The sequence below is a fragment of the Gilliamella apicola genome (assembly GCF_000599985.1).
In the GTDB taxonomy this organism is placed as follows: Bacteria; Pseudomonadota; Gammaproteobacteria; order Enterobacterales; family Orbaceae; genus Gilliamella; species Gilliamella apicola.
In genome coordinates this window covers 152452-176240 of the sequence record NZ_CP007445.1, presented here as the reverse complement: position 1 = coordinate 176240, position 23789 = coordinate 152452, and the positions used below count along the sequence as shown (strand labels likewise).

The window sequence follows — 23789 nt, the reverse complement described above, 5'->3', positions numbered from 1 at the left end:
TTAATATTTCTGCCGCAATATGCGGCAGAAATAAGTAAAAATATACTGAAACGTACCCTTAATCTGAAACTTTTTGACAAAAATCATTAATAATAGCTTTATAAATTATTTTTTAATAAAGTTATCAACCAATAAATTCATTACATCACCTATTTTCCCTCTCAAAGAAGCTTTCATACTATAAAGAGCCATCCCCATGACTTGCGAAGCCTTTATTTCAGGTGGCATAACAAGTTCATCCGTACTAGTTTTAACGTCCAAAAGCGCTGGACCGCTATGAGTTAAAAATGATTGCATTGCAGCTTCAAGTAAATCTGAATCATCAACTCTTATTGAAAATAATCCCATCGATTCAGCTACTTTGGCAAAATTTGGATTCTGTAAATCAGTATAGTGATTAACCAAGCCCTCTACTTTTTGTTCTAATTCTACAAAATTAAGTGAACTATTATTAAGTACAATTATCTTTATCGGTAATTTTTCTTGGATTGTCGTTAATAAATCGCCCAATAACATACTAATACCACCATCACCTGATAAAGTGATCACTTGACGATTAGGAAACGCTTTTTGAACACCTAAAGCTTGTGGCATGGCATTGGCCATGGTGCCATGTTTTAAACTAATTACAGTTCGTCTTTTACCATTAGTATTAAAATGTCGACAAGCCCAAACCATAGCCGAACCAACATCAGCACAAAGCACGGCATCGTCAGTTGCATATTTATCAATTAATTCAGTTAAATACTGAGGATGGATAGTAGATTTGGAGGGTAATGCTTTTTTATTCAATTTACTCATAGCACTACTATACAATGTTCGGCATGTTTCTAAAAACTTAGTATCATGCTTTTCGTTAACTAAAGGTAACAAAGCAGCTAAAGTTGGTTTACTGCTACCAACAACACCAACATTTACTCGATGACGTCGTCCTAAGTGAGTTGCATCGATATCAATTTGAATAATTGTGGCATTATTTGGATAAAATTGAGACCATGCAAAATCAGTACCAAGCAGAATAAGAACTTCACACTCTTTAATTGCCATAGTTCCTGATTTAACACCAAACATCCCAGTCATACCGACATTATATGGATTATCATATTCAACAAAATCTTTACCTCTAGAGGTATGTACAATAGGAGATTTGATTTTTTCGGCAAATGCAATAAGCTCACTATGAGCATCATATACGCCTTGACCAGCAAAGATGGTCACTTTTTGATTTTTATTTATAATATCTGCAATTTCAGCCAATTCTTTATCTGATGGTCGTATTATTGGTTTAGGATGATAAATCTTGTGGCCACAATTATCTTCTACTTTTTCTAAACTAATATTATAAGGAATCACCAACACAGCAACACCGCGTTGATTAATAGCTGCTTGAATAGCCGCGGTAGTGATTTCTCTTACTTGAGTAGCATCACTAATTTCCCGACAAAATACAGAACAATTTTTATATACTGATTCAAAATCAACTTCTTGTGGAAAATCGTTTCCTTGTTGCGAAGTTATTAACTGACTAGCTAATAAAATAACGGGTACTCTATTTCTTTGTGCTTCATAAATACCATTAATAAAATGTAAACTACCGGGTCCACAAGAACCAGCACAAGCTGTAATTTGATCGGTAAGATAAGCTTCTGCTCCAGCAGCAAAGGCTCCAACTTCTTCATGGCGTACATGAACCCACTCAATATCACTTTTTTTAATAGCTGAGGTAATTTGATTTAATGTGTCGCCTACAATACCATAACAATGTTTAACACCTGCTTCACCTAAAATATCAACTACAATTTGTGCAACTGTTTTCTTTGATGACATATTCTCTCCTAAACAAGGGTTATCGGTTGAATAAGTTAATTTCAGTAAATTACACCTGAGTTTTGTTAAAGCGAATGAGTTATGAAAAAATAGTAAAAATGTTAAATATGTAATAAATGATCAATTATTGTTAAATAAACAGCGATAGAAAATATTCCCTATTACAATAAATCAAGGTATTATGTATAAAATAAAACCTACTTCATTGAGTTATTTTTGTGAAAAACTTGTCATCTGAGCATGGCTTAATGTCATATACTACTGCTTTTTTGCCTGATTATTTAACCCAATATTACCCTCTCATCATTGTTTGCATATTGCTATTTATTGCCATTATCTTATTTTCACTTAGCAAGTTAAGAATGGACATAATTGCACTACTTACAATTACGGCAATCACCATGACGGGGGTGTTAACACCTGCTGAAGCACTTTCTGGATTTAGTGACCCCAATATTATCTTAATTGCATTACTTTTTGTTATTGGTGAAAGTCTAGTAAGAACCGGTATTTCATACAAGATGAGCGAATATATTCTGAAAATAGCTGGCCAAAATGATATTCGTATTATCACTTGTATCATGTTAGGCGTTGCTCTACTTGGCTCAGTAATGAGCTCAACAGGCGTTGTTGCTATTTTTATTCCTGTTGCTATTAGTATTGCTAATCATACAGGTATTCATGTTAAAAAACTAATGATGCCTCTTTGTATTGCAGCATTAATTAGTGGCATGATGACATTGGTTGCCACTGCTCCCAATCTAGTAGTAAATAGTGAGCTAAGTCGTGCTACACTTGAAGAGTTTGGATTTTTCTCAATTACGCCAATTGGTATTGGTGTTTTAATTGTTGGCGTTATTTATTGTATATTAACACGCAATTGGTTGCTTACTGCAGAACAAGTTACACCAACTAATATTCAACCACAAAGACGAAAAATAACCGATTTAATTCGAGACTATAAATTAATTGGTCGTGCTCACCGCGCACAAATACTGGCCGGCTCGCCTTTTGTAGGACGAACTATTGATGGTTTACACTTGCGTACAGAACATGGTGTTAATGTTATCGGTATTGAACGTTGGCGTAAATTCCATAAAGTATTGATACCAGTAAATGGTTCAACTGAATTTCGTGAAAATGATATCTTATTATTAGATATGTCACATTCAGAAGCCGATTACCGAACATTTCTGACAACAAATAATCTAGAACCTAAAATTTTACGTGGTGAATATTTTTCTGAACAAGTTAAAGAAGTTGGCATGGCCGAAGTTGCACTACTACCAGAATCAACGCTGTGTGGTAAAACACTCAATGAAATAGATTTCAGAGGAAAATACTTTCTAACAGTAATTGGCATTTGGCGCAATCACGCACCAGTTGAAACGAATAATTTATTCCAAGAACGTTTAGAAATGAGTGATACATTATTAGTTTGTGGAAATTGGGGATCAATTCAAAAACTGCAAACACGTACTAATGATTTTGTGGTCTTAGATTACCCTGCAGATATTGACGATATTGCTCCTGCAAGCTCACAAGCTCCCGCAGCTTTAATAAATTTGGCTATCATGATTATACTAATGGTCACAGGTGTTGTACCAAATGTAGTTGCTGCACTTATTGCCTGTCTATTAATGGGAGCTACTCGTTGTATTGACATGGCCAATGCTTATAAATCCATTCATTGGCCAACATTAATTTTAATTATTGGGATGATGCCTTTTGCTGTAGCTTTAAATAAAACGGGAGGAATTTCGTTAATATCTGAATGGCTAGAAATTCACCTACTATCTTTTGGCCCATATATGGTATTAACCTTTATCTTTTTATTATGCTCAACTGTAGGATTATTTATTTCTAATACTGCAACTGCAATTTTGATTGCTCCAATTGCAATTGATTTAGCGGTAAAATTTAATTATTCACCTTATCCTTTTGCCATGACTGTCGCCATTGCAACATCAGCATCGTTTATTACCCCCGTTTCTTCACCAGTTAAAACTATGGTAGTTGCGCCTGGTGGATACAGCTTTAGTGATTTTGTTAAAGTTGGCGTACCATTAACATTTTTAGTGATGGTAGTAGACATTGCTTTAGTACCTATATTTTTTCCATTTTAAAAATTAATTATGTTTTGATTGCTTATAACAAACGTTTTGTTAAAATTTATCAATTACAGAATATATTATTTAAAATAATTAATTGAATTATAATAAAATAAAGGTGTTAAAAAATGGGTGATTTTATACAAACTATTATGGCTCTTATCGTTGTTGCCGCTATTTTTATCGGTTTAGCAACGTTTGTTGGACTTTTAAATAGGCTATATTGCCAAAGAATCATACAACTTGTTGAATCAGGAAAAATGAGCGATGAGGAATTAACAAAAAGCTACACTATGGCGAAAAAAAATCAAGATAATACAATGTGGGCAATTTTTATATTTTCGATCTTTTATAAATATGGTTTAAAATTACAACAGAGAGTATTTGATACCTATAAAGAAGCAATGATTAAACGTAACCTACCTTTATAATTTTGCTACTAATTTTATACAACACACCCTATATGATAATAAGGTGCTTTCAGTAATAAATAATAGCACCTTTTTTGTTTAAAGATTCTCAGCGAAATTTCAACTATAATCATTATTTTTTATTATGGATATAAAACTTATGCAACAGACAACTAAACCGTTAAATATTATTTTTGCCGGTACGCCTGACTTTGCAGCCACTCATTTAAAAGCATTAATTGATTCTAATCATAATGTAATTGCAGTTTTTACACAACCTGACCGCCCTGCTGGTCGTGGCAACAAAGTAACAGCCAGTCCGGTGAAACAATTGGCGTTAGAAAATAATCTTCCTATTTATCAACCGGTAACGCTTAAATCATCAGAAGATCAGAAAATCATTAGTGATCTTAATGCTGATATTATGATTGTTGTAGCTTATGGATTGATTTTGCCACAATTAGTATTAGATATGCCAAAACTTGGTTGTTTAAATGTGCATGGTTCGTTATTACCAAGATGGCGTGGAGCAGCCCCAATTCAACGAGCTTGTTGGGCTGGTGATAAGCAAACTGGTATAACCATTATGCAAATGGATGCGGGCCTTGATACTGGTGATATGTTATATAAACTAAGCTGTAACATTGAACCAACTGATACAAGCGCTTCATTATACGATAAATTGGCTAAACTTGGTCCACAAGCATTACTAAAAACACTAGATTTAATCAGTGAAGGCAATATTCATCCTGAAAAACAAGATCCTTCCCAAGCTACTTATGCAAAAAAACTATCAAAGCAAGAAGCCAAATTAGATTGGCATCTTTCTGCCCAGCAACTTGAGCGTTGCATACGAGCCTTTAATCCTTGGCCTGTAAGTTATTTTGAAGTCAATCGTGAATTGGTTAAAGTGTGGCAGGCACAAGCTATTACAATTAATCATAATAAACCTGTTGGTACAATTTTACAGGCAGATAAAACTGGAATTTGTGTTGCAACCAGTGATGGGGCATTAAATATGACACTGCTACAACCTGCAGGTAAAAAACCAATGTCAGCACAAGATCTATTAAATTCTCGTAAAGCTTGGTTTGAGGTTGGTGAAAGACTCAATATAAACGAATAGCAATTTAAACATATTGATATTACGGGATACTATCCTGTAATATTCATCGTTTTTTAGCTAAAAGTGTAGCAAATCTTAATTTAATTCGATTACCATAAATATCCGTTTTGTGTAATTCACCAACATCCTCGTTATACTTTAAAATATCCCAATTTTGGTAGTAATGAAGCAACTCTTTCTCTTTAAATGTGAATGAAAATCCAACCTGACAAGGATAATCTTCAGTAGACATAGCACAAACAATTAAATTATATCCGCCTGATTTAGTAACTAATTGCATATTATTAATAATGTCTGCAATTCGGTCTGATTGTAAAAACATCATAACTACAGTAGAAATTATGAAATCATATTCACCTTGTAAATTAGCTTGGTTGATATCATAAATATTAGTATTAATTCGAGGTAAATGCTCACTATTAATAATTTGCTCTAAATTATTTATACTTAATTCGGATTTATCAACAGCATCAACATCAAACCCTAACAGCTGTAAATATAATGAATTACGTCCAGAACCACAGCCAAGATCGAGTGCTTTTCCAACAGGTACAATATGGCAAGCAGATATTACTTCAGAATGTGTTTTTGTCATTTGATACTTTTTATGTGTATAGTCTTCAGGTTGACAATAAAAAGTTAATTGACATTGTAAATCATCAGAAACTTCAGCAATGCGATGCCATTGCTGAGGTGCGATAAATGGGGGTTGGTGTTGTATATCATAATGGTGCCTTGTTAAAACTTCACCTTGTTCAGTTAATAACTCAAAATCTAAATAACCCGCAATGATTGTCAATTTTGCCCAAGTACCAATTTGAGTATTGTGTTGTTCGCAAAACATTTGTGGTAGTGTTTTAACATTCCAAACGGGTAAAGTTTTATAACAAACTAAATTTTCCATAATAATTTCACCATCTACAAACGATAATAGTTTACTATTATAGTCAACTATTAATGAAATTTACAATTTTTGTTTTTAGCTATGGAACTGAAAACACCCAATCAAAAAATTAATTTATTGTGGCGAAGTTAACTTTATCAACATATAATCATTACCATCCTAAACTATGTAGCAACAATATTAGAGGAAAAATTATGGGATTTTTAGTAGGTAAACGCATACTAGTTACTGGTGTTGCCAGTAATCGTTCTATTGCTTATGGTATTGCACAAGCTATGCATCGTGAAGGTGCTGAATTAGCTTTTACTTATCAAAATGATAAATTAAAAACACGCGTTGAAGAGTTTGCTGCGGATTTTGGTTCTAAAATCGTGTTACCATGTGATGTAGCACATGATGAAAGCATTACTGAACTTTTTACTGAATTAGCAAAAACATGGGACAAATTTGATGGATTTGTACATGCAATCGCTTTCGCTCCTGGTGACCAATTAGATGGTGATTATGTTAATGCGGTTACGCGTCAGGGTTTTGCTATCGCACATGATATTAGTTCTTATAGCTTTGTTGCTATGGCTAAAGCATGTCGATCAATGTTAAATCCAAATTCAGCATTAGTAACGCTTTCGTATCTTGGTGCTGAACGTGCAATTCCTAACTATAATGTAATGGGATTAGCTAAAGCTTCACTTGAAGCAAATGTTCGTTATATGGCAAACGCCATGGGACCAGAAGGAGTACGTGTTAACGCAATTTCAGCAGGTCCAATTCGTACACTTGCCGCATCAGGCATTAAAGACTTCAAAAAAATGTTATCTCACTGCGAATCGGTTACTCCTATTCGTCGTACCGTAACAACTGAAGATGTTGGTAATTCAGCAGCCTTTTTATGTTCAGACCTTGCATCAGGAATTACTGGTGAAGTGGTACACGTCGATGGCGGATTTAGTATCGCAGCAATGAATGAGTTAGAACTTAAATAGTTCCTAACACCATTATTCTCCCGTGAAATTACGGGAGAGTATTTGGTAGTAAAATTAAAATCAGCTAATAAAATGGATTGTCGGTTATATTTATTCCTTTCAATAACTAAAACTGATGAATCGAATATTGCCAAAATATTATGGAAAATTTAATATTTTGCTAAATATCGGCACAAATAAGCAGTAGGCTCTACAACTACAACATTAAATTGGCTTTCTCCTGCGATATGAAAAACTTGCCCTACTTCAAAAATCTGCCAATCCTTTGCTGTAGGTAATAGTACTTTTAATGAACCAGTAATCACGGTCATTTCTTCTGGTTTGTCGGTACTAAAAATATACTCGCCGGGTAACATTACTCCAACAGAAGCTTGACCAAGAGAAGAATTTTGAAAACCAATGGACTGCACTTTACCATTAAAATATTGAGTTATATTTAACACAATCACTCCTTATCATTTTTTAGTTAGTTTCAAATTTTAATTGAATTAAATAATTAAGTTATAAATTATTTAATTACAACTATGAATGATTAATTTCTAGAACACAACAACTTAAATCTAGCAATGACAGATTTATACAAAACAATATAAAATATAAGTAGGCATATTACAAATATTAACCAATTTAAACATCGCTTTTTCAAAGAAATCTTACTGAAGGTTCAAAAGAAACTTTCTAATTTTCACCGCAAATTTTTTCAAAAGAAAAAAGCATACAGATTAGATTTTTTCCGTTAAAATCTATCTTAATTTGCTCAATAAAAGTTTATTGGAGAAAAAATGAAAATAGCAAAAAATAAAGTTGTCAGTTTAGCTTTTCAAGTTCGAACAAAAGATGGTGTACTAGTTGATGAAGCTACTAAAGCCGCACCTTGTGAATATTTGCATGGAGCACAAAACTTATTAGCAGATTTGGAAAAAGCATTAGAAGGTCGTCAAATAGGTGATAAATTTGATGTTGAGTTAATTAATGCTTATGGTGATTTTAACGATGCACTTGTACAAAATGTTCCAAGAGATGTTTTTGTTGGTGTAGATGAATTAGAAGTTGGTATGCGTTTTTTTGCTGATACTCAGCATGGACCGCTACCGGTGGAAATAACAGCGATTGATGGAGATAATATAACTATCGATGGCAATCATATGTTAGCAGGACAAGATTTGAAGTTTACAGGTGAAGTATTAGCTATCCGTGAAGCAACAGAAGAAGAGATTGCTCATGGACATATTCATGGTGAACATGATCACGATCATGGACATGACGGTTGTGGTTGTGGAGGACACGATCATGAAGAAGATGATGCTCACGGTTGCTGTGGTGGTGGTCACGGTGGTTGTGGTTGTCATTGATTTTTTCGATAACGATTATAATTTTTCTAAAGCGCCATTAGGCGCTTTTTTTGTATAGAGCAAAATTTGTCAATTTTTTGTGAAGTAATTCATAATATTTCTACTGATTATTTTATCTTATTTATTATTCCATCAATAATTCAGTTTTGAATAATAGGAATTGTATTATGTCTTCGCTACCTACAACATTAATGCCCAGAGAAAAACTTTTAAGATTTGGAGTAGAAACCTTAAGTGATGCTGAATTACTAGCGTTATTTTTACGTACAGGTACTCGAAATTTACCTGTTTTACAGTTATCCCAAAAATTATTAAGTGAATTTGGTTCTTTGTATAATGTAATTAATGCAAGTCATAGTGAATTTTGTAAAAAAAATGGATTAGGAACAGTAAAATACACACAATTAAAAGCAGTCATTGAACTTTCACATAGATACCTTAAAGTTAAAATGGCAAACGAAAACTTTCTTTCTTCCCCATCCTTAACACATCATTACTTGGCTAGTCGATTAGCGAATAAAGATCGTGAGATTTTTATGGTAGTTTTTTTAAATAATCAAAATCAGGTGATTACATCTGAAGAAATGTTTGTTGGTACCTATAATTGTGTCGAAGTACATCCACGGGAAGTTGCTAGACGAGCATTACAACATAATGCTGCAGGTTTGATTTTAGCACATAATCATCCATCCGGTATGGCTGAGCCAAGTCAGGCTGATCGCATATTAACTCAAAAAATAGAGCAAGTTTGTGAATTAATTGATATCCGAATTGTTGATCATCTTGTAATAGGTAAAGGAGAATACGTATCTTTTGCCGAACGTGGATGGATTTCATAGACCTTTTTGCTTACAATATGAAAAACTGAATAGAATCTACAAAAACACTTTATGAAACATCAATTAGAATTACTAGAAACAAAAGTTGCATTCCAAGAAATGACCATTGAAGAATTAAATCAGATGGTGGTTAATCTACAATCTGATATCAGTAAACTTAAAGAACAATTAACATTGTTATCGCAAAAACTTCAAGCTACACAAGTATCAAATATTGCTAGCTTGTCTGAAGAGACCCCGCCGCCACATTATTAATATATTACTGTATTTTATAGTGATTCCCTTTTAATTTCTAACTTAAAAATTAATAATAAAGTTAATAAGTCATTACTTAAGGATTAAATCTCTTATAAAACAAATAATTTATTTTACTAATAAAAAACCGGCATATAGCCGGTTTTTGTACACAATGATTTTATAATTACTCAGCTGCTGCTTCTGCTTCTTCTACCGCAGGGCGATCAACTAATTCAATATAAGCCATTGGAGCATTATCTCCATCACGGAAACCACATTTTAGAATGCGTACATAACCGCCAGGACGGGTAGCAAAACGTGGACCTAAATCTGAAAATAATTTTTTCACTGTATCTTTATCACGGATACGAGCAAATGCCAAACGGCGATTAGCTACGCTATCGCTTTTGGCTAGCGTAATTAACGGTTCAACAACACGACGCAACTCTTTTGCTTTAGGCAATGTAGTTTTGATGATTTCATGTTCAACAAGTGAACTAGTCATGTTACGAAACATTGCTTGACGATGGCTGCTATTTCGGTTCAGTTGACGACCACTTTTACGATGGCGCATAACTTTATCCTTCTTATAAATTTTATCTTAGTCTTCAACAATACTTGCCGGTGGCCAATTCTCAAGACGCATGCCTAAAGATAAACCACGAGATGCGAGCACATCCTTAATTTCAGTAAGTGATTTCTTACCAAGATTAGGAGTTTTTAGTAACTCAACTTCAGTACGTTGCACTAAATCACCAATATAATGAACTGCTTCTGCTTTTAAGCAATTAGCAGACCGAACGGTTAATTCCAAATCATCTACTGGACGTAAAAGAATTGGATCGAACTCCGGTTTATCTTCTTTAACTTCTGGTTGACGTACATCACGTAGATCAACGAAAGCTTCAAGTTGTTCAGCCAAAATTGTTGATGCACGACGAATAGACTCTTCAGGATCGATAGTACCATTAGTTTCCATATCGATAACAAGTTTGTCTAAATCTGTACGCTGTTCTACACGAGCAGCATCGACAGAATAAGCGATACGCTCAACAGGACTATAACATGCGTCAACTAACAAACGACCAATTGGTCGATCTTCATCTTCTGACTTGACACGAGCAGAAGCAGGGACATAACCACGTCCTCGTTGTACACGAATACGCATACTAATTGAAGCATTGGCATCAGTAAGATGACAAATTACTAAATCAGGATTAACAATTTCAACATCACCGTCATGAGTGATATCTGATGCAGTAACAGCACCAACTCCTGATTTATTTAAAGTCAGCATAACATCATCTTTATTATGCACTCGAACCGCTAATTTTTTTAAATTAAGCAAAATATCAAGCACATCTTCTTGAACGCCTTCTTTAGTACTGTACTCATGCAGAACACCGTCAATTTCAACTTCGGTTACTGCATGTCCCGGCATAGATGATAATAAAATGCGGCGTAGTGCATTACCTAAAGTATGACCAAAACCACGCTCAAGTGGCTCTAAAGTCACTTTAGCATGAGTTTGACTGTATTGAACAACATCAACTAGGTGAGGTTTTAAAAACTCTGTTACAGAACCCTGCATTATGTCCTCTCTTAAGTGCTAAACTTTACTTAGAGTAAAGTTCGACGATCAAATGTTCGTTGATGTCAGCAGATAAATCTGAACGTTCTGGTAAGCGTTTAAATACACCTTCCATTTTGCTAGCATCAACTTCTAACCATGTTGGTTTTTCACGTTGTTCAGCTAACTCTAAAGCGGCTTTAATACGTGCTTGTTTTTTTGATTTTTCGCGAACACTAATCACATCTTCTGGTGAAACCTGATAAGAAGCAATGTTCACTACCTGACCATTAACAAGAACAGCTTTATGACTAACTAATTGACGAGCTTCAGCACGAGTTGCACCGAATCCCATACGATAAACAACGTTATCTAAACGACGCTCTAAAAGACCAAGTAGGTTTTCCCCGGTATTGCCTTTAATACGCGCTGCGTTTTTGTAATAATTACGGAATTGACGTTCTAAGATTCCATAAATACGTCTAACTTTTTGTTTCTCACGTAACTGAACACCATAATCTGATAAACGCGGTTTACGCGCACCATGTTGTCCAGGAGCTTGTTCTAATTTACATTTACTATCAACCGCTCGGACACCAGATTTAAGGAATAAATCTGTACCTTCACGACGACTTAATTTGAGCTTTGGTCCCAAATATCTTGCCATTTTATTTCTCCAATAATCCTAAACATTCAATGTTTAATAAAATTAAACACGACGTTTCTTTGGTGGACGACAACCGTTATGAGGAATCGGAGTAACATCAGTAATATTAGTGATGCGATAACCCGCTGCATTTAATGCACGAATTGTTGACTCACGACCAGGACCAGGTCCTTTTACCATAACTTCCAGATTCTTAATTCCGTAATCTTTGACGGCTTCAGCACAACGTTCTGCTGCTACTTGAGCTGCAAAAGGTGTTGACTTACGAGAGCCACGGAAACCAGAACCACCAGCGGTTGCCCAACCCAACGCATTACCTTGACGATCGGTAATAGTTACGATTGTATTGTTAAATGATGCATGAATATGAGCTATACCATCAGAAACTTGCTTTTTAACACGTTTACGTGTACGAACAGGTGTCTTTGCCATTTAATTATACCTCAATTATTTCTTGATTGGCTTACGCGGTCCCTTACGGGTACGAGCGTTAGTCTTAGTGCGTTGACCACGAACCGGAAGTCCACGACGGTGACGCATGCCACGATAACAACCAAGGTCTAATAAACGCTTGATACTCATAGTTACTTCACGACGCAAATCACCTTCAACTGTGAATTTAGCGACTTGTTCACGTAACTTTTCAATCTGATCTTCAGATAGTTCTCTGATCTTAACATGTTCTGGAATACCAGCTTCAGCACAAATTGTCTTAGCGCGGGTATTTCCGATACCATAAATTGCTTGTAATGCAATTACAGCATGTTGCTGATCAGGAATGTTAATGCCTGCTATACGGGCCACTATGCACTCCTTTATTGTTAATGTTTAGTAAAATCACTATACTGAAAAGCCCGTTTTCAGGATACTCAAACAGCGATTTTACAAATAAATTTAGGCTGGCTATTCTAGCCAGCTTTACTATACTTTGGCAAGTAAAATATGCAAAAGTTACAACTTCGCGACCAACTAATTAGCCTTGACGTTGTTTATGTTTACCTTCAACGCAAATAACACGAACAATGCCATTACGTTTAATGATTTTACAATTTCTGCATAATTTCTTGACTGAAGCACGAACTTTCATGTTTTTCTCCGTAACTTCTGGCTAACTTATCGGCCGTAGCCTTTAAGATTCGCTTTCTTTAACACTGACTCATAACGATTTGGCATCATTAAAGTCTGTACTTGTGCCATAAAATCCATGATTACAACAACCACAATTAATAAAGAAGTTCCACCAAATTGAACCGGAACTTTCATTGCACTTGTCATAAACATTGGAACCAAACATACAAAAGTAATGTAGATTGCGCCAACCAGCGTTAAACGAGTCATTACTTTGTCGATATATTTAGATGTTTGTTCACCTGGACGGATACCTGGAATAAATGCACCAGATTTTTTTAGCTGATCTGCTGTTTCTCTTGGGTTGAAAACCAACGCCGTATAAAAGAAACAAAAGAAGATAATCGCTGCTGCAAAAAAGATTATATATAATGGTTGGTCATGAGAGAAGTATTGTCCAATAAGAACAATGATATATCTCCACCCTTCACCATCTCCTTGAAACCAAGAAGCCATCATCGATGGTAACATAACAATTGTTGAAGCAAATATTGCAGGGATAACACCCGCCATATTGATCTTTAATGGTAAATGCGTACTTTGTGCCGCGTAAACTCTACGACCTTGTTGACGTTGAGCATAATTAACAACGATACGACGTTGACCACGTTCAACAAACACAACAAAATAAGTCACACCAACCACTAATGCTGCAACGACTAATAATAAAATCGGATGCAATGAACCAGAACGAGCTTGTTCAATCGTTTCATAGATTGCATGAGGAAGACCTGCAACGATACCAGCAAAGATAATGATTGAAATACCATTACCTACACCGCGTTCCGTGATCTGTTCACCCAGCCACATAAGAAACATAGTGCCAGTAACTAAGCTAACCGATGCAATAAAATAGAAAGAAAATCCTGGATCAATGACAACTTGACCATAACCAGGAATATTAGGTAAACCAGTCGCAATACCAACAGCTTGTACCATCGCCAAAGCTAATGTGCCATAACGAGTGTATTGACTAATTTTTTTACGACCTGACTCACCTTCTTTCTTCAATTCTGCAAGTTTAGGGCTAATGGCCGTTAATAATTGCACAATAATTGATGCAGAAATATAAGGCATTATCCCTAAAGCAAAAATTGAAGCACGGCTTAAAGCACCACCAGAGAACATATTGAACATACCAACAATACCATTAGATGATGCTTGTTCTAGTAAGTCCGATAACGCTTTAGTATCAATACCAGGAACCGGAACGTAAGAACCAAGACGGAAAACAATAAGCGCTAAAAGCACAAATAATAAACGTCTTTTAAGCTCGCCGCTACCGCCTCGTGTACTTTGAAAATCTAATCCTGGTTGCTTTGCCATCTTTCTAATTATTCCTCAATTTTTCCGCCAGCAGCTTCAATTGCAGCTTTAGCACCCTTAGTCACTCGAATACCGCGAACAGTTACAGGTTTAGTTACTTCACCAGATAACATAATTTTTGCATATTCGATTTGTGAATTAATCACATTAGCGACTTTTAAGCTATTTAGGTCAACAATATCACCTTCAACTTTCATTAAATCTGAAAGACGAACTTGAGCTGTAACTTGAGCTTTACGTGAGGTAAAACCAAATTTTGGTAAACGACGATATAAAGGCATTTGACCACCTTCAAAGCCACGACGTACGCCGCCACCTGAACGAGATTTTTGACCTTTAACACCACGAGTACCAGTTTTACCTAATCCAGAACCAATGCCTCGACCTACACGTTTAGGTGCATGCTTTGAACCTTCAGCAGGAGATAAAGTATTTAAACGCATTACTATTACTCCTCAACTTTAACCATGTAATAAACTTGGTTTACCATACCGCGAATCGCAGGAGTATCCTCACGTTCAACAGTATGACCAATACGACGTAATCCTAGACCAACTAACGTTGCTTTATGCTTCGGTAGACGACCAATAGAACTACGAGTTTGTGTAATTTTAATTGTTTTTGCCATGGCTAATTACCCCAAAATTTCTTCGACGGTTTTACCACGTTTAGCAGCAACCATTTCTGGTGATTTCATATTTTCTAAGCCATCAATTGTCGCACGAACCACATTAATTGGGTTTGTTGAACCATATGCTTTAGCTAGAACGTTACGAACTCCTGCAACTTCTAAAACAGCGCGCATTGCACCACCAGCGATAATACCAGTACCTTCTGATGCTGGTTGCATATAAACACGAGACCCAGTATGAGCACCTTTAACTGGATGCTGTAAAGTATCGTTATTTAAAGCAACATTAATCATATTACGACGTGCTTTTTCCATTGCTTTTTGGATTGCTGCAGGCACTTCACGTGCTTTACCATATCCAAAACCTACGCGGCCATTACCGTCACCAACTACTGTTAGTGCAGAAAAACTAAAAATACGACCACCTTTTACGGTTTTAGAAACTCGGTTAACTGCGATTAATTTTTCCTGCAGTTCACCAGCTTGTTTTTCGATGTTTGACATCTTTAACTCCTACCTTAGAACTGTAGGCCAGCTTCGCGAGCAGCATCTGCTAGCGCCTGAACTCGACCATGATATTGGAAACCTGAACGATCAAATGAAACTTCTTTGATATCTTTCGCTAATGCACGTTCTGCAATTGCTTTACCAACTGCTGCCGCTGCATCTTTGTTTCCAGTGTATTTTAAACTTTCACTGATAGCTTTTTCTAGTGTAGAAGCTGCTGCCAGTACTTCTGATCCGTTTGGTGCGATAATCTGCGCATAAATATGACGCGGAGTGCGGTGAACCACCAAGCGAGTTGCAAGTAGTTCATGCATCTTGCGACGCGCTTTAGTTGCACGACGGATACGAGCTGATTTCTTATCCATAGTGTTACCTTACTTTTTCTTAGCTTCTTTAGTACGCACAACTTCATCTGCGTAACGAACACCTTTACCTTTATAAGGTTCAGGACGACGATAAGCACGGATATCTGCTGCAACTTGTCCAATTAACTGTTTATCAGCACTTGTTAGTACGATTTCAGTTTGTGAAGGACATTCAGCTTTTACGCCAGCTGGTAATTCATGTTCAATTGGATGAGAATATCCAAGAGATAAACCAATCGCATTACCTTTAACTTGTGCACGATAGCCGACACCAACTAACTGAAGTTTTTTAGTAAAACCTTCAGTAACACCAATAACCATTGAATTAACCAATGCACGTGCAGTTCCAGCCTGAGCCCAAGCATCTGCAAAGCCATCACGAGGACCAAATTTAATTTGACCTTCTTCTTGATTAATTACAACAGCATCATTTATTGTGCGAGATAACTCGCCATTTTTACCTTTAATCGTAATTACCTGACCATTGAGTTTTACCTCTACGCCAGCAGGAACAACGACAGGTGCTTTTGCAACACGAGACATTTTTTTCTCCCTTACGCTACGTAGCAGATAATTTCACCACCAAGACCTGCTTGGCGTGCTGCACGATCAGTCATAACACCTTTAGAAGTAGAAACAACTGCGATACCTAGTCCGGCCATAACTTTTGGCAATTCATCTTTACGTTTATAAATACGTAAACCTGGACGGCTAACACGTTTAATACTTTCTACAACAGCTTTACCTTGGAAATATTTTAAAGTAATTTCCAATTCTGGCTTAGTGTCACCAATAATTTTAAAGTCCCCGATATAACCTTCTTCTTTTAGCACATTGGCAATTGCCACTTTTAGCTTAGAGGAAGGCATGGTGACTGCAACTTTATTCGCAGCTTGACCGTTACGAATACGGGTCAACATATCTGCTATAGGATCTTGCATGCTCATCTATAACACTCCCCTGATTACCAACTTGCCTTTTTAAGACCAGGAATCTCACCACGCATGGCTGATTCACGAACCTTAATACGGCTTAAACCAAACTTACGAAGGACGCCATGAGGACGACCAGTTTGACGACAACGACGACGTTGACGTGATGGACTAGAATCACGAGGAAGCGTTTGCAATTTAAGCACTGCATTCCAACGATCTTCATCTGATGCATTAAGATCAGAGATAATCGCTTTTAATTCTTGACGCTTTGCAAAATATTTTTCTGCTAGCTTTACGCGTTTTTTGTCGCGTTCAATCATTGATTGTTTAGCCATTATGCCCTACCTTACTTACGAAATGGGAAGTTAAAGGCAGATAATAAAGCTCGGCCTTCTTCATCTGATTGTGCAGTAGTAGTGATAGTAATATCTAAACCACGAACACGATCAACTTTATCATAATCGATTTCAGGGAAAACGATTTGTTCACGAACACCCATGCTATAGTTACCACGACCATCGAAAGATTTTGCGCTTAAACCACGAAAATCTCGAGTACGAGGAAGAGCAATATAAACTAGACGTTCAAAAAATTCCCACATGCGTTCGCCACGTAAAGTGACTTTACAACCAATAGGATACCCTTGACGGATTTTAAAACCAGCAACTGATTTGCGTGCTTTAGTGACTAGTGGTTTTTGACCACTGATTGCAGCTAAATCTGCAACAGCATTATCTAATAATTTTTTATCAGTAATTGCTTCACCCACACCCATATTCAAGGTGATCTTTTCGATCCGAGGGACTTGCATGACAGATTTGTAGCCAAACTGTTCTTGCAGTTTATTTACTACCTGTGCTTTGTAGTAATCATGCAGTTTCGCCATCGTACACTCCAAATTACTTATTTGATTAATTCATTAGTAGACTTATAAAAACGGACTTTTTTGCCATCTTCAATACGAAAGCCTACGCGATCTGCTTTGCCTGTAGCTGGGTTGAAAATTGCTACGTTAGAAACATTAATAGCTGCTTCTTTCTCAACAATTCCACCATCTTGATTTAATGCAGGTACAGGTTTTTGGTGTTTTTTCACCAAATTAATACCTTCAACAATCACTTTGCCAGTAGACAAAACGCTTCTTACTTTACCGCGTTTACCTTTATCTTTACCAGTTAACACGATAACTTCATCTTCTCGACGGATTTTCGCTGCCATTACCCGCTCCTTACAGTACTTCTGGTGCTAATGAAATGATCTTCATAAACTTCTCAGAACGAAGTTCACGAGTGACCGGTCCAAAAATACGCGTACCAATCGGTTGCTCACTGTTATTATTTAAAATAACACAAGCATTACGATCGAAACGAATGACAGATCCATCAGGGCGACGAACACCTTTTCTAGTGCGCACTACCACAGCTTTAAGAACATCACCTTTCTTAACTTTACCACGTGGAATTGCTTCTTTGATAGTAACTTTGATGATATCACCTACCGCTGCATAACGACGGTGCGATCCACCGAGAACCTTGATACACATTACGCTACGTGCGCCAGAGTTATCGGCAACATCTAGCCTAGTCTGTTCTTGGATCATTTTAATGCTCCGTATAAATTAATTATTGTCTAATCTACCTTCATCCACCTCAACTTCCATGGATAAGAATAGACAACCAAAAACCCACATATGTGAGGGCGCATAGTATAACACCACTCAAATAAAATGGATAGCATAAAATAAACGGCCGTCGAGCCGTTTATTATATTATGTGCAGTTTTTAATCAAATAGATTAGCTAACCGCTTTTTCAACGATTCGAACAAGAGTCCAAGATTTGGTTTTTGATAATGGACGACACTCTTTAATTTCTACAGTATCACCAATACCACACTCGTTGTTTTCATCATGTACATGCAATTTAGTCGTACGTTTAATGAACTTACCATATAACGGATGCTTCACTTTACGTTCAATAGCTACAGTAATAGATTTATCCATTTTGTCGCTAATAACACGACCTTGCTGAGTACGAATTTTTACTTCAGTAGTCATATTACGCACCCGCCTTCTCAGTTAATAACGTTTTAACTCGTGCAATATTACGACGCACTTGTTTTAACATATGAGTCTGTTTCAACTGACCCCCAGATAATTGCATACGTAAGTTAAATTGCTCACGTAATAAATTAAGAAGTTCAGTATTTAACTCTTCAACGCTTTTTTCGCGTAGCTCTTTTGCTTTCATTTACATCACCGTCTTAATCACAAAGGTGGTTTTAATTGGCAGTTTTGCAGCTGCCAACGCAAATGCTTCACGAGCAACTTCTTCCGGTACTCCGTCCATTTCATAAAGGACTTTACCTGGTTGAATCTGTGCAACCCAGTATTCAACGTTACCCTTACCTTTACCCATACGCACTTCAAGTGGTTTTTCAGTAATTGGTTTATCAGGGAAAACTCGAATCCAGATTTTACCTTGACGCTTAACTGCACGAGTCATTGCACGACGTGCCGCTTCGATCTGGCGCGCAGTCAAACGACCACGACCCACAGCCTTAAGACCGAATGTACCGAAACTGACGTCAGTACTTACAGCAAGACCACGATTGCGGCCCTTGTGCACTTTACGGAATTTTGTACGCTTTGGTTGTAACATCAGCGACGCTCCTTATTGTTTTCGGCCTTTGCGCTGCTTTTTCGGTTGAGCAGCAGGTTGTTTCTCTGCTTGTTCAACGGCAGCCATACCACCAAGGATCTCACCTTTGAAGATCCACACTTTAACACCAATAATACCATAGGTTGTTAATGCTTCAGACAAACCATAGTCGATGTCAGCACGTAATGTATGTAAAGGTACTCGACCTTCACGATACCATTCACTACGAGCGATTTCAGCGCCGCCTAAACGACCACTTACTTCAACTTTGATACCTTTAGCACCCGCTTTCATTGCGTTTTGAACCGCACGTTTCATAGCTCGGCGGAACATAACACGGCGTTCTAACTGAGAAGTAATGCTGTCAGCAACTAATTTAGCATCAAGTTCAGGTTTACGAACTTCGGCAATATTAATTTGTACTGCAACATCACGTTTTTCTCTCTTGTCTTTATATTTATTGACAATAGAAGCTACGGCATTACGTAATTTTTCAACGTCCTCACCTTTTTTACCAATCACAATACCTGGACGAGCAGTGTGAATAGTAATGCGAACGTTAGTTTCTGCTGAACGATCGATTACAATCTTAGAGATTGATGCTTGTGCTAATTCTTTGTTCAAGAATTCACGCACTCTAAAATCACTTTCTAAATTATCAGCGAATGTCTTTGTACCCGAATACCATGTAGATGTCCAAGGCTTGACGATGCCTAGTCGGATACCATTTGGATTTACTTTTTGACCCATTGCTATTCTCCAGCCTAGCGATCTGAGACGATCACGGTGATGTGACTCGTACGCTTCAAAATTCGATCTGCACGACCTTTCGCACGAGGCATAATACGCTTCATGGTTGGGCCTTCATCTACGAAAATTTTCGCAACTTTTAGATCATCAATATCAGCACCATCGTTATGCTCTGCATTAGCAATAGCAGATTCTAATACTTTTTTAACAAGTACAGCCGCTTTTTTATTGGTGTACGTTAAAATATCAAGTGCCTGAGACACATTCTTACCGCGAATAAGATCTGCAACTAAGCGAACTTTTTGCGCAGAAGAACGAGCGTGGCGATACTTTGCAATTGTTTCCATCTCTTTCTCCTACTTATTTCTTCTTAGCTTTCTTATCAGCCGCGTGGCCGCGATAAGTACGAGTCGGCGCGAATTCACCCAATTTATGACCAACCATTTCGTCGGAAACATAAACTGGAACGTGCTGACGACCATTATGGACAGCGATGGTCAAACCGATCATATTAGGAAAGATCGTTGAACGACGGGACCAAGTACGAATTGGTTTCTTGTCCCCGCTTTCCACCGCTTTCTCTACCTTCTTCAGCAAGTGTAGGTCAATAAAAGGACCCTTCTTGAGAGAACGTGGCATAGCTAATCCTCTATATTAATTATTTCTTATTGCGACGGCGAACAATATACTTATCAGTACGTTTGTTGCTACGCGTTTTCAATCCTTTGGCTTTTTGACCCCATGGAGACACAGGATGTTTACCAAAGTTACGACCTTCACCACCACCATGTGGATGGTCTACCGGGTTCATTGCTGTACCACGAACAGTAGGACGAACACCACGCCAACGCGCTGCACCCGCTTTACCTAATACGCGAAGCATATGTTCTGAGTTACCAACTTCACCAATGGTGGCACGGCAATCAGATAACACTTTACGCATTTCACCTGAACGTAGACGTAATGTTACATAAGCACCATCACGCGCAACGATTTGAACATAACTACCAGCAGAGCGAGCAAGTTGTCCGCCTTTACCTGGTTTCATTTCAATATTATGCACGGTAGAACCGACTGGAATATTACGCATCGGTAAACAGTTACCTGTTTTAATTGATGCATCAACACCAGATTGGATCTGATCACCTGCTTTTAAGCCTTTAGGCGCTAAAATATAACGACGTTCACCGTCCTTATATAAAACCAATGCAATATTTGCACTACGGTTTGGATCATATTCCAAACGTTCAACAACTGCTGGAATACCATCTTTATTACGCTTAAAGTCAACAATACGATAATGTTGTTTATGACCACCACCGATATGACGGGTAGTGATACGACCATTATTATTGCGACCACCAGTTTTGCTTTTTGAATCAAGCAACGGTGCATAAGGCTTACCTTTATGCAACTCTGGGTTAACCACTTTAACAACGTGGCGACGACCCGGAGATGTAGGTTTACACTTAACAACTGCCATTGTTCTTACTCCTCCGAATTACTCAGCGACGCCAGCAAGGTCTAAATTTTGACCTTCTGCTAAAGTAACGTAAGCTTTTTTCCAGTCGCTACGGCGACCGATTTGTTGACCACGACGTTTAACTTTGCCTTTAACAACAAGTGTATTAACGCCATCTACTTTAACTTCAAATAGTTGTTCAACTGCGGCTTTAATCTCTCTCTTAGTAGCATCTTTAGCAACTTTCAATACTAATGTATTTGTTTTTTCCATTGAAATAGATGCTTTTTCAGAAATATGTGGTGCTCGCAGGACTTTAAGCAGACGCTCTTCACGAATCATGCTAACATCTCCTCTACTTGTTTAACAGCATCAACAGTGATAACCACTTTGTCAAATGCAATCAAACTAACTGGATCAATACCTGCCACATCACGCACATCAACTTTATGTAAGTTACGTGCTGCTAAGAAAAGATTTTCATCAACATCAGATGTAATAATAAGAACATCATTAAGATTCATATCATTTAATTTCTGAGTTAATAATTTAGTCTTAGGTGCTTCAACAGTGAATGTTTCAACCACAACTAAACGTTCTTGACGCACTAATTCAGAGAAAATGCTCTTTAATGCACCACGATACATTTTACGGTTAACTTTTTGGCTATGATCTTGTGGTTTTGCTGCAAATGTCACACCACCACTACGCCAGATTGGGCTCTTAATAGAACCTGAACGAGCACGACCTGTGCCTTTTTGACGCCATGGTTTTTTACCTGAACCAGCGATTTCTGCACGAGTTTTTTGTGCGCGAGAGCCTTGACGAGCAGCAGATGCATAAGCAACAACTACTTGGTGAACTAACGCTTCATTAAACTCACGTCCGAAGGTAGTTTCGGAAACAGAAAGCGCTTGCGCGTCTTTTACTACTAATTCCATCTCTATCTCCTCGACGTTAAGCCTTGATTGCCGGTTTAACAATTACGTCACTATTGATTGCGCCTGGAACAGCACCTTTAATTAATAAAAGGTTACGTTCTGCATCAACACGCACAATATCTAGGTTTTGAACAGTTACACGTTCATTACCTAAGTGACCTGCCATTTTACGACCTTTGAACACTTTACCTGGAGTTTGGTTTTGACCGATAGAGCCATGACCACGGTGTGCCAAAGAGTTACCATGAGTTGCATCTTGAGTACGGAAATTCCAGCGTTTAGTTACACCAGCATAACCTTTACCTTTAGATGTTCCAGTAACATCAACTTTTTTAACGTCAGTGAAAATATCAACGTTAATACTTTGACCTACAGTAAATTCGCCTTCTTCAAAACGGAATTCCCATAGACCACGACCAGCTTCAACGCCAGCCTTAGCGAAATGACCTGCTTCAGGTTTATTTACGCGGCTTGCTTTTTTGCTGCCAGTAGTAACCTGAATAGCTTGATAACCATCATTCTCAAGAGTTTTAACTTGAGTAACGCGGTTGCTTTGAACTTCTACTACGGTGACGGGAATAGAAACACCTTCTTCAGTGAAGATTCGTGTCATTCCCACTTTACGACCGATTAAACCAATCATTGTTTCGACCTCTCAATCATTCAGCTTAGGATTAACCTAAACTGATCTGCACATCAACACCGGCAGCAAGATCTAGACGCATTAAGGCATCAACTGTTTTTTCAGTTGGCTCAACAATATCAACTAGACGTTTATGAGTGCGAATCTCATATTGATCTCGCGCATCTTTATTTACGTGCGGAGAAATCAATACAGTGAAACGCTCTTTGCGTGTCGGTAATGGAATAGGACCACGAACTTGCGCACCAGTGCGCTTCGCAGTTTCTACAATTTCAGCAGTTGATTGATCAATCAAACGATGATCAAACGCTTTTAACCGGATACGGATTCTTTGGTTCGACATGAGACCAGAGCTCCATTATTTAAAAGTTATAACAAAAGATTACTCCTCCTACCCTGTTTCGATTGACAGGAGA

At 37.3% G+C, this 23789-nt stretch carries 38 protein-coding genes; 7 read left to right on the top strand and 31 right to left on the bottom strand.

Going from position 1 to position 23789, the window contains the following annotated elements:
- Positions 1-105: 105 nt before the first annotated feature.
- Positions 106-1827 (bottom strand): thiamine pyrophosphate-dependent enzyme, encoded by a 1722-nt coding sequence (locus GAPWK_RS00885; RefSeq protein WP_025314418.1) that lies wholly within the window; start codon positions 1825-1827, stop codon positions 106-108.
- A 248-nt stretch (positions 1828-2075) separates the two neighbouring features.
- Between GAPWK_RS00885 and GAPWK_RS00880 the strand changes: the two genes are divergently transcribed.
- The 3 genes from GAPWK_RS00880 (at position 2076) to fmt (ending at position 5474) form a co-directional block, all read left to right on the top strand.
- Entirely contained in the window at positions 2076-3953 is a 1878-nt protein-coding gene (locus GAPWK_RS00880; RefSeq protein ID WP_051516214.1) for an SLC13 family permease, read from the top strand.
- A gap of 113 nt (positions 3954-4066) precedes the next feature.
- Complete coding sequence (locus tag GAPWK_RS00875; protein ID WP_025314416.1) at positions 4067-4369, top strand: hypothetical protein; 303 nt, start codon at positions 4067-4069, stop codon at positions 4367-4369.
- A 139-nt stretch (positions 4370-4508) separates the two neighbouring features.
- A complete protein-coding gene (fmt, locus tag GAPWK_RS00870; RefSeq protein ID WP_025314415.1) occupies positions 4509-5474 on the top strand; it encodes a methionyl-tRNA formyltransferase in 966 nt (321 codons plus the stop codon).
- Positions 5475-5517: 43 nt separating this feature from the next.
- Here the strand turns inward: fmt and tehB are convergent, their stop codons facing one another.
- Positions 5518-6378 (bottom strand): SAM-dependent methyltransferase TehB, encoded by an 861-nt coding sequence (gene tehB, locus GAPWK_RS00865; protein WP_025314414.1) that lies wholly within the window; start codon positions 6376-6378, stop codon positions 5518-5520.
- A 194-nt stretch (positions 6379-6572) separates the two neighbouring features.
- Between tehB and fabI the strand changes: the two genes are divergently transcribed.
- A complete protein-coding gene (fabI, locus tag GAPWK_RS00860) occupies positions 6573-7361 on the top strand; it encodes an enoyl-ACP reductase FabI (RefSeq protein ID WP_025314413.1) in 789 nt (262 codons plus the stop codon).
- 149 nt (positions 7362-7510) lie between these two features.
- On the opposite strand, the gene ppnP is transcribed toward fabI, so the two are convergent.
- Positions 7511-7804: a pyrimidine/purine nucleoside phosphorylase gene (ppnP, locus tag GAPWK_RS00855; protein WP_025314412.1), complete on the bottom strand. Its 294-nt coding sequence runs from the start codon at positions 7802-7804 to the stop codon at positions 7511-7513.
- 339 nt (positions 7805-8143) lie between these two features.
- Between ppnP and slyD the strand changes: the two genes are divergently transcribed.
- From slyD to GAPWK_RS00840, 3 genes are all read left to right on the top strand, one after another.
- The gene (gene slyD / locus GAPWK_RS00850) at positions 8144-8713 is read left to right on the top strand and encodes a peptidylprolyl isomerase (RefSeq protein ID WP_025314411.1); all 570 of its coding nucleotides are present in this window, start codon (positions 8144-8146) and stop codon (positions 8711-8713) included.
- Positions 8714-8880: 167 nt separating this feature from the next.
- On the top strand, positions 8881-9552 hold the full coding sequence (gene radC, locus GAPWK_RS00845) for a RadC family protein (RefSeq protein WP_025314410.1): 672 nt from the start codon (positions 8881-8883) through the stop codon (positions 9550-9552).
- Between the two features lie 51 nt (positions 9553-9603).
- Positions 9604-9807 carry a SlyX family protein gene (locus GAPWK_RS00840; RefSeq protein WP_025314409.1) on the top strand — a complete coding sequence of 68 codons (204 nt, stop codon included), beginning with the start codon at positions 9604-9606 and terminating at the stop codon, positions 9805-9807.
- 166 nt (positions 9808-9973) lie between these two features.
- On the opposite strand, the gene rplQ is transcribed toward GAPWK_RS00840, so the two are convergent.
- The 28 genes from rplQ to rpsJ all read right to left on the bottom strand — a co-directional run bounded on the left by rplQ (position 9974) and on the right by rpsJ (position 23716).
- A complete protein-coding gene (gene rplQ / locus GAPWK_RS00835) occupies positions 9974-10363 on the bottom strand; it encodes a 50S ribosomal protein L17 (protein WP_025314408.1) in 390 nt (129 codons plus the stop codon).
- 27 nt (positions 10364-10390) lie between these two features.
- Entirely contained in the window at positions 10391-11380 is a 990-nt protein-coding gene (locus tag GAPWK_RS00830) for a DNA-directed RNA polymerase subunit alpha (RefSeq protein ID WP_025314407.1), read from the bottom strand.
- 25 nt (positions 11381-11405) lie between these two features.
- Positions 11406-12026, bottom strand: a complete 621-nt coding sequence (rpsD, locus tag GAPWK_RS00825; protein ID WP_025314406.1) for a 30S ribosomal protein S4 — start codon at positions 12024-12026, stop codon at positions 11406-11408.
- A 42-nt stretch (positions 12027-12068) separates the two neighbouring features.
- Positions 12069-12458 (bottom strand): 30S ribosomal protein S11, encoded by a 390-nt coding sequence (rpsK, locus tag GAPWK_RS00820; protein ID WP_025314405.1) that lies wholly within the window; start codon positions 12456-12458, stop codon positions 12069-12071.
- Between the two features lie 15 nt (positions 12459-12473).
- On the bottom strand, positions 12474-12830 hold the full coding sequence (gene rpsM, locus GAPWK_RS00815; protein ID WP_025314404.1) for a 30S ribosomal protein S13: 357 nt from the start codon (positions 12828-12830) through the stop codon (positions 12474-12476).
- Positions 12831-12999: 169 nt separating this feature from the next.
- A complete protein-coding gene (rpmJ, locus tag GAPWK_RS00810; RefSeq protein WP_025314403.1) occupies positions 13000-13113 on the bottom strand; it encodes a 50S ribosomal protein L36 in 114 nt (37 codons plus the stop codon).
- Positions 13114-13139: 26 nt separating this feature from the next.
- Positions 13140-14480: a preprotein translocase subunit SecY gene (secY, locus tag GAPWK_RS00805; protein ID WP_025314402.1), complete on the bottom strand. Its 1341-nt coding sequence runs from the start codon at positions 14478-14480 to the stop codon at positions 13140-13142.
- 8 nt (positions 14481-14488) lie between these two features.
- Entirely contained in the window at positions 14489-14923 is a 435-nt protein-coding gene (rplO, locus tag GAPWK_RS00800) for a 50S ribosomal protein L15 (RefSeq protein ID WP_025314401.1), read from the bottom strand.
- A gap of 5 nt (positions 14924-14928) precedes the next feature.
- On the bottom strand, positions 14929-15108 hold the full coding sequence (gene rpmD, locus GAPWK_RS00795) for a 50S ribosomal protein L30 (protein WP_025314400.1): 180 nt from the start codon (positions 15106-15108) through the stop codon (positions 14929-14931).
- A 6-nt stretch (positions 15109-15114) separates the two neighbouring features.
- Positions 15115-15615 (bottom strand): 30S ribosomal protein S5, encoded by a 501-nt coding sequence (rpsE, locus tag GAPWK_RS00790; protein WP_025314399.1) that lies wholly within the window; start codon positions 15613-15615, stop codon positions 15115-15117.
- Positions 15616-15629: 14 nt separating this feature from the next.
- Positions 15630-15983 carry a 50S ribosomal protein L18 gene (rplR, locus tag GAPWK_RS00785; protein WP_025314398.1) on the bottom strand — a complete coding sequence of 118 codons (354 nt, stop codon included), beginning with the start codon at positions 15981-15983 and terminating at the stop codon, positions 15630-15632.
- Positions 15984-15992: 9 nt separating this feature from the next.
- Complete coding sequence (gene rplF, locus GAPWK_RS00780) at positions 15993-16526, bottom strand: 50S ribosomal protein L6 (RefSeq protein WP_025314397.1); 534 nt, start codon at positions 16524-16526, stop codon at positions 15993-15995.
- A gap of 11 nt (positions 16527-16537) precedes the next feature.
- Complete coding sequence (gene rpsH, locus GAPWK_RS00775; RefSeq protein WP_025314396.1) at positions 16538-16930, bottom strand: 30S ribosomal protein S8; 393 nt, start codon at positions 16928-16930, stop codon at positions 16538-16540.
- A gap of 17 nt (positions 16931-16947) precedes the next feature.
- Positions 16948-17253 carry a 30S ribosomal protein S14 gene (gene rpsN, locus GAPWK_RS00770; protein ID WP_025314395.1) on the bottom strand — a complete coding sequence of 102 codons (306 nt, stop codon included), beginning with the start codon at positions 17251-17253 and terminating at the stop codon, positions 16948-16950.
- Between the two features lie 11 nt (positions 17254-17264).
- Positions 17265-17804 (bottom strand): 50S ribosomal protein L5, encoded by a 540-nt coding sequence (rplE, locus tag GAPWK_RS00765; protein WP_025314394.1) that lies wholly within the window; start codon positions 17802-17804, stop codon positions 17265-17267.
- 17 nt (positions 17805-17821) lie between these two features.
- On the bottom strand, positions 17822-18136 hold the full coding sequence (gene rplX, locus GAPWK_RS00760; protein ID WP_025314393.1) for a 50S ribosomal protein L24: 315 nt from the start codon (positions 18134-18136) through the stop codon (positions 17822-17824).
- A gap of 10 nt (positions 18137-18146) precedes the next feature.
- Positions 18147-18518, bottom strand: coding sequence for a 50S ribosomal protein L14 (gene rplN / locus GAPWK_RS00755; RefSeq protein WP_025314392.1), 372 nt, complete (start codon positions 18516-18518; stop codon positions 18147-18149).
- A 194-nt stretch (positions 18519-18712) separates the two neighbouring features.
- The gene (gene rpsQ / locus GAPWK_RS00750; protein WP_025314391.1) at positions 18713-18973 is read right to left on the bottom strand and encodes a 30S ribosomal protein S17; all 261 of its coding nucleotides are present in this window, start codon (positions 18971-18973) and stop codon (positions 18713-18715) included.
- Between the two features lies 1 nt (position 18974).
- A complete protein-coding gene (gene rpmC / locus GAPWK_RS00745) occupies positions 18975-19166 on the bottom strand; it encodes a 50S ribosomal protein L29 (protein WP_025314390.1) in 192 nt (63 codons plus the stop codon).
- Entirely contained in the window at positions 19167-19577 is a 411-nt protein-coding gene (gene rplP / locus GAPWK_RS00740; RefSeq protein WP_025314389.1) for a 50S ribosomal protein L16, read from the bottom strand.
- Between the two features lie 12 nt (positions 19578-19589).
- Complete coding sequence (rpsC, locus tag GAPWK_RS00735) at positions 19590-20327, bottom strand: 30S ribosomal protein S3 (RefSeq protein WP_025314388.1); 738 nt, start codon at positions 20325-20327, stop codon at positions 19590-19592.
- A gap of 14 nt (positions 20328-20341) precedes the next feature.
- Positions 20342-20674, bottom strand: a complete 333-nt coding sequence (gene rplV, locus GAPWK_RS00730; protein WP_025314387.1) for a 50S ribosomal protein L22 — start codon at positions 20672-20674, stop codon at positions 20342-20344.
- Positions 20675-20687: 13 nt separating this feature from the next.
- Positions 20688-20966, bottom strand: a complete 279-nt coding sequence (rpsS, locus tag GAPWK_RS00725; protein ID WP_024496505.1) for a 30S ribosomal protein S19 — start codon at positions 20964-20966, stop codon at positions 20688-20690.
- Between the two features lie 19 nt (positions 20967-20985).
- Complete coding sequence (rplB, locus tag GAPWK_RS00720; RefSeq protein WP_025314386.1) at positions 20986-21810, bottom strand: 50S ribosomal protein L2; 825 nt, start codon at positions 21808-21810, stop codon at positions 20986-20988.
- An 18-nt stretch (positions 21811-21828) separates the two neighbouring features.
- Entirely contained in the window at positions 21829-22131 is a 303-nt protein-coding gene (rplW, locus tag GAPWK_RS00715) for a 50S ribosomal protein L23 (RefSeq protein WP_025314385.1), read from the bottom strand.
- On the bottom strand, positions 22128-22730 hold the full coding sequence (gene rplD, locus GAPWK_RS00710; protein WP_025314384.1) for a 50S ribosomal protein L4: 603 nt from the start codon (positions 22728-22730) through the stop codon (positions 22128-22130). The genes rplW and rplD overlap by 4 nt, the downstream gene beginning before the upstream one ends.
- Positions 22731-22746: 16 nt before the next feature.
- Complete coding sequence (gene rplC, locus GAPWK_RS00705) at positions 22747-23373, bottom strand: 50S ribosomal protein L3 (protein ID WP_025314383.1); 627 nt, start codon at positions 23371-23373, stop codon at positions 22747-22749.
- Between the two features lie 31 nt (positions 23374-23404).
- Positions 23405-23716 (bottom strand): 30S ribosomal protein S10, encoded by a 312-nt coding sequence (rpsJ, locus tag GAPWK_RS00700; protein ID WP_006120582.1) that lies wholly within the window; start codon positions 23714-23716, stop codon positions 23405-23407.
- Positions 23717-23789: the final 73 nt, after the last annotated feature.

Bases quoted from the DNA above. Each gene is read 5' to 3' on its own strand.
- rplC (WP_025314383.1), bottom strand. From the start codon at position 23,373: ATGATTGGTTTAATCGGTCGTAAAGTGGGAATGACACGAATCTTCACT.
- rplQ (WP_025314408.1), bottom strand. From the start codon at position 10,363: ATGCGCCATCGTAAAAGTGGTCGTCAACTGAACCGAAATAGCAGCCAT.
- rpsE (WP_025314399.1), bottom strand. From the start codon at position 15,615: ATGTCAAACATCGAAAAACAAGCTGGTGAACTGCAGGAAAAATTAATC.
- rplW (WP_025314385.1), bottom strand. From the start codon at position 22,131: ATGATTCGTGAAGAGCGTCTGCTTAAAGTCCTGCGAGCACCACATATT.
- slyD (WP_025314411.1), top strand. From the start codon at position 8,144: ATGAAAATAGCAAAAAATAAAGTTGTCAGTTTAGCTTTTCAAGTTCGA.
- GAPWK_RS00875 (WP_025314416.1), top strand. From the start codon at position 4,067: ATGGGTGATTTTATACAAACTATTATGGCTCTTATCGTTGTTGCCGCT.
- GAPWK_RS00840 (WP_025314409.1), top strand. From the start codon at position 9,604: ATGAAACATCAATTAGAATTACTAGAAACAAAAGTTGCATTCCAAGAA.
- radC (WP_025314410.1), top strand. From the start codon at position 8,881: ATGTCTTCGCTACCTACAACATTAATGCCCAGAGAAAAACTTTTAAGA.
- rpmC (WP_025314390.1), bottom strand. From the start codon at position 19,166: ATGAAAGCAAAAGAGCTACGCGAAAAAAGCGTTGAAGAGTTAAATACT.
- rpmD (WP_025314400.1), bottom strand. From the start codon at position 15,108: ATGGCAAAAACAATTAAAATTACACAAACTCGTAGTTCTATTGGTCGT.
- tehB (WP_025314414.1), bottom strand. From the start codon at position 6,378: ATGGAAAATTTAGTTTGTTATAAAACTTTACCCGTTTGGAATGTTAAA.
- rplF (WP_025314397.1), bottom strand. From the start codon at position 16,526: ATGTCTCGTGTTGCAAAAGCACCTGTCGTTGTTCCTGCTGGCGTAGAG.
- rpsC (WP_025314388.1), bottom strand. From the start codon at position 20,327: ATGGGTCAAAAAGTAAATCCAAATGGTATCCGACTAGGCATCGTCAAG.
- rpsK (WP_025314405.1), bottom strand. From the start codon at position 12,458: ATGGCAAAGACACCTGTTCGTACACGTAAACGTGTTAAAAAGCAAGTT.
- rplV (WP_025314387.1), bottom strand. From the start codon at position 20,674: ATGGAAACAATTGCAAAGTATCGCCACGCTCGTTCTTCTGCGCAAAAA.
- GAPWK_RS00830 (WP_025314407.1), bottom strand. From the start codon at position 11,380: ATGCAGGGTTCTGTAACAGAGTTTTTAAAACCTCACCTAGTTGATGTT.
- secY (WP_025314402.1), bottom strand. From the start codon at position 14,480: ATGGCAAAGCAACCAGGATTAGATTTTCAAAGTACACGAGGCGGTAGC.
- GAPWK_RS00885 (WP_025314418.1), bottom strand. From the start codon at position 1,827: ATGTCATCAAAGAAAACAGTTGCACAAATTGTAGTTGATATTTTAGGT.
- rplX (WP_025314393.1), bottom strand. From the start codon at position 18,136: ATGGCAGCGAAAATCCGTCGAGAAGATGAAGTTATCGTGTTAACTGGT.
- rplB (WP_025314386.1), bottom strand. From the start codon at position 21,810: ATGGCAGTTGTTAAGTGTAAACCTACATCTCCGGGTCGTCGCCACGTT.
- rpsH (WP_025314396.1), bottom strand. From the start codon at position 16,930: ATGAGCATGCAAGATCCTATAGCAGATATGTTGACCCGTATTCGTAAC.
- rplD (WP_025314384.1), bottom strand. From the start codon at position 22,730: ATGGAATTAGTAGTAAAAGACGCGCAAGCGCTTTCTGTTTCCGAAACT.
- rplR (WP_025314398.1), bottom strand. From the start codon at position 15,983: ATGGATAAGAAATCAGCTCGTATCCGTCGTGCAACTAAAGCGCGTCGC.
- rpsQ (WP_025314391.1), bottom strand. From the start codon at position 18,973: ATGACTACTGAAGTAAAAATTCGTACTCAGCAAGGTCGTGTTATTAGC.
- rpsJ (WP_006120582.1), bottom strand. From the start codon at position 23,716: ATGTCGAACCAAAGAATCCGTATCCGGTTAAAAGCGTTTGATCATCGT.
- rpsD (WP_025314406.1), bottom strand. From the start codon at position 12,026: ATGGCAAGATATTTGGGACCAAAGCTCAAATTAAGTCGTCGTGAAGGT.
- fabI (WP_025314413.1), top strand. From the start codon at position 6,573: ATGGGATTTTTAGTAGGTAAACGCATACTAGTTACTGGTGTTGCCAGT.
- rpmJ (WP_025314403.1), bottom strand. From the start codon at position 13,113: ATGAAAGTTCGTGCTTCAGTCAAGAAATTATGCAGAAATTGTAAAATC.
- rpsS (WP_024496505.1), bottom strand. From the start codon at position 20,966: ATGCCACGTTCTCTCAAGAAGGGTCCTTTTATTGACCTACACTTGCTG.
- rplE (WP_025314394.1), bottom strand. From the start codon at position 17,804: ATGGCGAAACTGCATGATTACTACAAAGCACAGGTAGTAAATAAACTG.
- fmt (WP_025314415.1), top strand. From the start codon at position 4,509: ATGCAACAGACAACTAAACCGTTAAATATTATTTTTGCCGGTACGCCT.
- rplP (WP_025314389.1), bottom strand. From the start codon at position 19,577: ATGTTACAACCAAAGCGTACAAAATTCCGTAAAGTGCACAAGGGCCGC.
- rplO (WP_025314401.1), bottom strand. From the start codon at position 14,923: ATGCGTTTAAATACTTTATCTCCTGCTGAAGGTTCAAAGCATGCACCT.
- rpsN (WP_025314395.1), bottom strand. From the start codon at position 17,253: ATGGCTAAACAATCAATGATTGAACGCGACAAAAAACGCGTAAAGCTA.
- GAPWK_RS00880 (WP_051516214.1), top strand. From the start codon at position 2,076: ATGTCATATACTACTGCTTTTTTGCCTGATTATTTAACCCAATATTAC.
- rplN (WP_025314392.1), bottom strand. From the start codon at position 18,518: ATGATCCAAGAACAGACTAGGCTAGATGTTGCCGATAACTCTGGCGCA.